Below are 7,352 nucleotides of genomic sequence, written 5' to 3' on the forward strand. Positions count from 1 at the left end.
GTGACGTCGAACAGACGCCGCTCGGTTTCACGCGCCAGCATTTCGGCGCGCCGGATGTCGGTGATGTCGACCATCGTGCCGAGCACGCAAACCGGCTGCCCGTCGTCGCCATTGCAGACGCTAGTCCAGAACAGTCCATGCCGCCGCTCGCCCGCCCTGTCGTTGAACTGCAGTTCGACCTGCGCGCGGTTGCCGCCGCGCAGCAACTCGCGCGTCATATCGTCGAGCTTGCGGCCGTTCGCATCGCCCCATGTGCCGACTTCGGCCGTGGTCCGGCCGAGCACGGCCTCTCGGCTCATTCCACACGCTTTTTCGTAGGCCTCGTTGATCGCGATGTAGCGCCCATCCAGATCCTTCGCGACGAGCGGATAGGGCACCGTCTTCATCATCGTCTGCTGGAAATTGAGCTGTAGCGCGAGTTCGCGCTCGGTCCGCTTGCGCAGCCCGACTTCACGCTGCAGCAGCACGTAGGCGCGCAGCGTAACCAGCAGCACAACACCGATGCCGATCAACACCGGCAGCAGATGCAGCGCGCTCACGCTCCACATGCGCTCGTTCGGTGCAATGGGACTCACCCACTTCTGCCGGATGCGCAGCTTTTCGGCCGCGGGCATTGCCTGCAACGCACGGTCGATGAGCCCAACGAGTGGACTCAGATCCTCGCGCACCGCGAAATACAGCGACTCGCTTTCGCCGAGTGTGCCTAACACCTTCAGCACGCCCGCATAGTGCCGCCGCAACTGCACGCTGATCGCGGCCGCGTTAGCTGCGAGCATGTCGGCCTCGCCGTGCGCGACCATTTGCAGCCCGGCGGCGAGGCTCGGAGCGATCACGATTTCGTCGGCCGGCACGCCCTCGAACGAAAGCGCAAGCGCGCCGGCGAGATGGGCTGGAACGACCACGCGGCAGGCCGTGAACTGGCCGAACTGGCAGGCAGGAGACGTGCCATTGCGGCCGACCACCACAATTGGGTCTTGTTCGTACGCGCGGCTATGTGCGGCGCCCTCGACAGGCAGGTCGTGGCTCGACATCGTGGAAAGAATCGCGATCTCACCGCGCTGGAAGGCTTCGACGGTGGCCGCCCAGTCGACCGTCCGCGCACGATTGAACACGACACCGAGCGTGCTGCTCAGATGCGCGAGATAGTCGGCGCTCAGCCCGGCCGGACGGCCTGAGTCGTCGACATAGCTGAATGGCGGTGAGTCGCTGTCGAAACCGACTTGCAGCGGCGGTAGTGAACGAAGCCAGTTCTTTTCGTCTGTAGTCAGCGTCAATCCGGATGCGGCCGGCATGGCCGCGGCGCCGAATTTGCCGGAGAGCCAGCGCGCGCGGATCGCCGCAGCCTCGGCGGGTTTAAGCGACGTAAGAGCGCGATTCAGTTGATCTCGCAATTCGGTCCGGTCGAGCGGAACGCCGAAGCGCAAATCCAATGCCTTGCCGCCGTGCTCGAACGCAACGCGCAACCCGCGAAACGCTTCACTGGCCAGTTCGACATGCACGACCGGCGCGAAGCCGATGTAGGCGTCGGCGTCGCCGTGCAAAACCGCCGCCAGCGCCTCGCGCGTGGTCGCAAACGTCACGATGCCGGCACGCGGAAAACCGTCGCGTAACAGTCGCTCGCGCGCGAAGCCGCGTTCTATCGCGATGCGCGCCGTTGCGAGGCCGGCCAGGTTCGTGTAGCGATGATCGTCGCGGCGCACGACAGCCGACGCGAACGCGCGGAAATATGGCGCGGTGAAACTGATGCAACGCTCGCGCGCAGGCGTGCGGGCAATGCTCATCAGCAGATCGACGTGCCCCGCGCAAGCCGCCGCGAGCAGTTGCTTCATGTCGGGAAACGTCTTCGCCTCGATGACGACGTCCGGCCCCACGAGCGCGCGCAGCAGATCGCCGCTCATACCGCTCACTGCGGCCACGGGGCCGTCGCGTACGACGTCGAACGGTGGCCAGCCATCCGCGAGCATGCCGACGGTCAGTTTGCCGGGAAAAGGAACGGACGGACTGGCAGACGTAGCAGCCACAACGGACACAACGCGCGCCTGTTGTACTCGCCCCGACGGTTCGGCCATGCAGGTCGCATGCATCACCGCGAGCAGGCTTAGCGCGAGCAGACCTTGCAGCAAACATCGCAACCCGTTCGCGATCGCAAGGCGGTGAACAAAAGCGGCCCGAAACAATGAACTCACCCGATATCGCCCCGTCCGTCGCCCAACCGTGCAGACGCATCGGCACTGCCGTTCAGAAAGGAAAACAGCACACCGGCCACGAGGGCGCCCGAAAAAGGCGCGGCCCAGAACAGCCAGAGCTGGTCTAGCGCCCAGTTGCCGACGAAAAGCGCCTGCGCGGTGGAACGAGCGGGATTGAGCGCGCCGTTGGTGACAGGAATGGACAGCAGGTAGGAAAGCATCAGACAGGTGCCGGTGATGAGCGGCGCAACCGGCGCGATCTCCTTCCGGTTGGCGACGAGCAGGCAGGCAATGACGAAGACGAAGGACAGCATGAACTCGATGGCGAGCGCGGAGTGCAACGGATAGTCGGCCGGCGAATGGGCGCCAAAGCCGTTGGCGGCAAAATTGCTCGCACCGAGTTCAAAGCCTGGCCGGCCGCTCGCCACATAGGCGAGACATGCGGCGGCGAGCGTTGCGCCTACGATCTGAGCGACGATGTACGGCAACAGGTCTCCGACCGGAAAGCGCTGCGCGACGGTGAAACCGATGGTGACGGCAGGATTGAAATGCCCGCCTGAGATGTTGCGTAACGCATAGCTCGCGGTGGCGAAAGCGAGGCCGAACGCTAACGATATTTGCAGCGCGCCGCTGCCCTGAAGCACGCCGGCGGTATCGAGCACGGAACTGCCGCATCCGACGAAGACCAGCCACGCAGTGCCCACGCCCTCACTCCACAATCGCTTGCCCAGCGTGACCATTCGTGCTCCGATTTGAAATGACCAGACCGACTGCATGCGAGACGAGCACTACGAAGTCGGGGCCAACGTCCGATTATTGAGTGCCGTCCTGGTCGCGCCAATCAGAGAACTCCTAGATCACCGATCATCTCCTTAATGATCCGTTCAACGACCGCACCGGGTCATATCAGCCCAATCCGATTCGCGTAGTCGATCAGATCTCCTTCGGTTTCCAAACCGAGCTTGCGCATCGCGCTACGCTTTTGCGTGCTGATGGTCTTGCCGCTGCGTCGCAGACGCCCAGCGATTTCGTGCACCGCGAGGCCGCGCGCATAGAGCTGGAACACTTCCCACTCGCGCGCGCTCATCGCGCCGCCGCCCAACGGCGCTCTGGGGTGCGCCGCATCGAGCACCGCGCGCACCTGCTCGGACAGATGAATCCGGCCGGCCGCGACCGCTTCGATCGCGTCGATCAGCGTCGCGGCGGCGTCGCGTTTATCGACGATGCCGGTCACGCCAATACTGCGCAGACCGGAAAGCATGTTCGCGTGGCTGACCATCGTCAGCACGACGACCTGCGGATGCGGCTGACGACGCAGCAGGCGGCGTAACAGCGGCACCGCGTTGCCGTCGCCGCCGAGCCCGGGCATGCCGATGTCGGCCACGAGGACGTCGCACGCGCGGACGTCGAGCAGTTGCTCGAGCGTGATCGTGTCGTTCGCTTCGCCGACGATTTCGATATCCGGCCGCTCGCGCAGCAGATATCTGACGCCCGCGCGAATGCAGTCGTGATCGTCCGCCAGGACGACATGAATCTTCTTTGCCATTTCTTATTGTGTTGTCGACCGGCATGCAGAGCACTCACGTGCGTCCCCCTGATGCCGATATTGAGACGACCGCCGCGCGTACGCGCCGCACATCGCTGCCATTCAGCTTGCTCGCTGACCACTCGTGAGCAGTCAGGCTGGTTCCTTGCAACCCTAGCCCCAGCCCCAGCTACGGCCGTCGCTCACAACCCCGTGCTCCAGCGCGAAACGGAACAATTCGGCGTCGCTATTGAGCGCGAGCTTGCGCATGGCCATGCACTTCTGTGCACTGATCGTCTTCACGCTGCGCCCAAGGCGCTCGGCAATCTGCGTGACACCGAGCCCGGACGCATATTGGGTGAATACCTCGAGCTCGCGGCGCGACAGCACGGCGCGAACGATATCGAGTTGCGCGCTCATCGACATCTCGGTCAGCAGCGTGCGCACAGCCGGCCCGACGTAGCACTCGTGCGCGAGTGCCATCACGGCCGCCACATGAATCAGATCGATGCGGTCGCGCTTGCTGAGCAGGCCGTTGACGCCGAGCGACATCAACTGGCGCAGCGTCGCCGCCTCGGTTTCCATAGTCAGAATCACGAGCGCGACATTCGGGTAGCGTGCCTTGAACTGTCTGACCGCGCCGAACCCGCTTTCGTCGATGCCGCCGGGCATATAGAGATCCATCAGCACGAGGTCGCACGGGCTGCGGTCGACCTCCAGAAACAGTTCGGCGACGTCCGTCGCGCGACCGACCACTTGCAAGCCCGGATAGCTGCCGATCAGATGTTCGATAGCCAGTAGCACCAGCGGATGGTCGTCCGCGATGATGGTTCGAACGGGCGTGGCAGCCGCGGCAATGGGGTTCATTGTCTGGCGCTCCTCATGCTTTTCATTTCCCTCGACCTTCTTCCGTATGAATGACGCTAGCGCAATGGTTGAGTGTTTGTTATCCGAAGGACATAAGAACGCTCCGAAATGGCAAGCGAATCATCCATGGCCCATGCCTCGCTACCTTGATCGCGCGAGAACATTCCGCTCGCGCGCACACGCGAAAAGAGACCAGCGCTGTCGGTCACCCCGAAACACGCGATCGCCGCGCGTTTTTGCCGGCTGATCGTGCGTGGATGGCAGCCGAGCGCCGCGGCGATCTGCGCGATCGATTCGCCGCATATGAGCCTGCGCACGATTTCGATTTGCCGCGCCGACAGGTGGGGCGCCGCGCGCTGCGCCTGCGGCTGGGGCAGCACCGGCGCCTGCGCGAGCAGGGCGATGATAGAGCGGCTCAGATAGCGCACGCCGCGCGCGCTTTCGAAGATCGCGTCCGGAAGTTCGTTTAGCGAGTCCGGCTTGCCGAACACGCTAAGCGCTCCGTCCGCGACGACCCCGCGCAACATTGCGGCGTTTGTTTGCCCGGTCGCAATGACGACGCGCAGCGCCGGCCAGTCACGGCGAATACGTCGCACCAGGCTCGTGCCGTCTTCGATGACGCCGGCGGGATCGGGCATCGACAGATCGTTGATGAGCACGTCGCAACGCGTGCTTTCCAATAGCGCGATCAATTCGGCGGACGTGCGCGCCTCGCCGACGATCGCGACGCCTTCGCAGGTCGCCAGCGTCGATCTGTAGCCAAGCAGAACGAACGGGTGATCGTCAGCCAGAATGATTCGAAGATTTGCCAAGATGTTGATCGCCGTTGTTGGGGGTTGATTCACGTCGCCGGCAGCCGATCGCCATGCCGGACAAGCCATCAAATCACCCGTACAACTTCGCAAAAATCGGAGCGTTCCGAATCCGCTTCGAAAACTGGTATCGCGTCGCGGTTAGATCACGTACAGCGTCTCACGCCACCATTCGTGTAGTCGTTCACGCCGCATCGCAGGCGCGAGCCGTGCGCATCGCCCGCGTCGACGCGGCGCGCGGCAGCACCGGCAGCGCGATCAGTGCGCATGCGCTCGCGACCGTCCACACCAGCGGCCACCCGCCCACCGATAGCAGTGCGGGAATCGCAAGCGGCGTCACGAATAGCGTGAGGAAGACGCAGGTGTTGCCCATCGCGAGCGCGGTGCCGGCGCGGTTGGTGCCGGCGAGCGTCGCGAGTTCGGTGAACGCGACGCCGTGCCACGCCGACGCGCTGACGCCGCCGAGCACGATCACCACCGCGAACAACCCGGCGCGCGCCGCGTGATGCATGCCGGCGAGGCCCGTCGCCAACGCCAGCGACGCGAACAGCACGGCGGTCAGCAGACTGCAGGCCCGCATATACGCGCGGCGGTTGCCGCGCCGGTCGGTCCATGCGCCGCTGCAGACCCGCGCGATAGCGGCGCCCGTCTGCACCGCCGCCATCGTCGCGCTGATCGCCAGCACGCCGGCACGGCTGAAGTCATGCAGAAACACGGTACCGAACGTGATGACGGCGATCTGCGGCACGCACAGCGCGCCCGCGCCGAGCGCGACACGCCAGATGCGCAGCTCCCGCAATGGTGAGACGGTCGCAGCCGGCGCTTTCGCTGTCGGCCCCGGCTGAAGCGTGGAGCGCGCGCCGGGAGCAGGTTGCACGGTCCCCGCATCGTCCGCACGCGCGGGCTCGTGCAGCCAGCGCCACGCAAACAGCGCGGTCATCGCGCACGCGAGCGCCAGCACTGCGTACGCACTCGCAAAACCAGCGCGCGACGCGAGCACCGGCAGCACGAGCGCGCTGAGTCCGCCGCCTGCCGGCACCGCGGTCTGCCGGATGCTCATCGCAAGGCCGCGCTCGCCCTCGCCAAACCATGCCATCACCGCGCGGCCACTCGATCCGTTGACGCTGCCGCCGAGCAAACCGACCAGCAGCAAACCGAGCGCGAGCAACCTGACGCCCGGGACATGCGCGCCGCCCGGCGACACGAACAGCGCGAGGCCCGCGAGCGCGCCCGCCGTCGCGAGCAAGCCGAGCAGCAGCACGCGGCGATCACCCCAACGATCGGTCAGCAGCCCCCACGGCAATTCGCTGACCGCGATGCCAAGGCCGAGCATCCCGAGCACGAGGCCGAGCCCGTCATTGCCCAGGTGATAGCCCGAGCGCAGAAACACGGCGGTCGTCGGAATTCCCGAAAACGCCGCCGAAAAGCTCGCGTTGGCCGCAAAGCCCACGCCGAGCACCTTCCAGCGGTGCTTCGCGCCGCGCGGCGCCGTCGTCGATCCGTTTTCCATGGCACCCTCCGCAAAGATTCTGGAGGTATGCTACGGCTGAGCCTTTCATCGGCAAAGCCGGAATTTCAGATCACTGACATCGGAATATCCGAATCATGAGCCAGCGTGGTTTTGACCTTGCGCAGTTGCGCACTTTCGTCGCGGTCGCCGAATCCGGCAGCGTATCGGCGGGCGCCGAGCGCGTGTTTCTGTCGCAGTCGTCGGTGAGCGAGCAGTTGAAGAAGCTCGAGCAGCGCGCCGGCCAGCCGCTCTTCGTGCGCACGCGGCAAGGCGTGAACCCGACGCCCGCGGGCGAACGCCTGCGCGAGCACGCACGGCGCATCATCGCGATGAGCGAAGCGGCATTCGACGACCTGCAAGGTCGCTCGCTCGACGGCGAACTGCGCATCGCGATCACCGACTATTACCGGCCGCATGACATCGCGCGCATTCTGAAAACGTTCTCGGAACAG

The 7,352-nt window shown here is 65.0% G+C and carries 7 protein-coding genes; 1 reads left to right on the top strand and 6 read right to left on the bottom strand.

Annotated features, from left to right (window positions below; genetic code table 11):
• From VGH68_RS24660 to VGH68_RS24685, 6 genes are all read right to left on the bottom strand, one after another.
• Nucleotides 1-2,084, bottom strand: a 2,084-nt coding sequence (locus VGH68_RS24660; RefSeq protein ID WP_414696983.1) for a transporter substrate-binding domain-containing protein, incomplete at its 3' end; no start/stop codon positions are given.
• A gap of 98 nt (nt 2,085-2,182) precedes the next feature.
• A complete protein-coding gene (gene aqpZ / locus VGH68_RS24665; protein WP_331606328.1) occupies nt 2,183-2,926 on the bottom strand; it encodes an aquaporin Z in 744 nt (247 codons plus the stop codon).
• Between the two features lie 161 nt (nt 2,927-3,087).
• Complete coding sequence (locus tag VGH68_RS24670) at nt 3,088-3,732, bottom strand: response regulator transcription factor (protein WP_331606329.1); 645 nt, start codon at nt 3,730-3,732, stop codon at nt 3,088-3,090.
• Nucleotides 3,733-3,885: 153 nt separating this feature from the next.
• Nucleotides 3,886-4,578, bottom strand: a complete 693-nt coding sequence (locus VGH68_RS24675) for a response regulator transcription factor (protein ID WP_331606330.1) — start codon at nt 4,576-4,578, stop codon at nt 3,886-3,888.
• A 56-nt stretch (nt 4,579-4,634) separates the two neighbouring features.
• On the bottom strand, nt 4,635-5,390 hold the full coding sequence (locus VGH68_RS24680) for a response regulator transcription factor (protein ID WP_331606331.1): 756 nt from the start codon (nt 5,388-5,390) through the stop codon (nt 4,635-4,637).
• A 184-nt stretch (nt 5,391-5,574) separates the two neighbouring features.
• Nucleotides 5,575-6,900, bottom strand: coding sequence for an MFS transporter (locus tag VGH68_RS24685; protein ID WP_331606332.1), 1,326 nt, complete (start codon nt 6,898-6,900; stop codon nt 5,575-5,577).
• 95 nt (nt 6,901-6,995) lie between these two features.
• Between VGH68_RS24685 and VGH68_RS24690 the strand changes: the two genes are divergently transcribed.
• Nucleotides 6,996-7,352: LysR family transcriptional regulator (locus VGH68_RS24690; protein WP_331606333.1), on the top strand; the 357-nt coding region annotated here is incomplete at its 3' end.

The sequence above is a fragment of the Paraburkholderia sp. genome, from assembly GCF_036488505.1.
Taxonomy (GTDB): Bacteria; Pseudomonadota; Gammaproteobacteria; order Burkholderiales; family Burkholderiaceae; genus Paraburkholderia.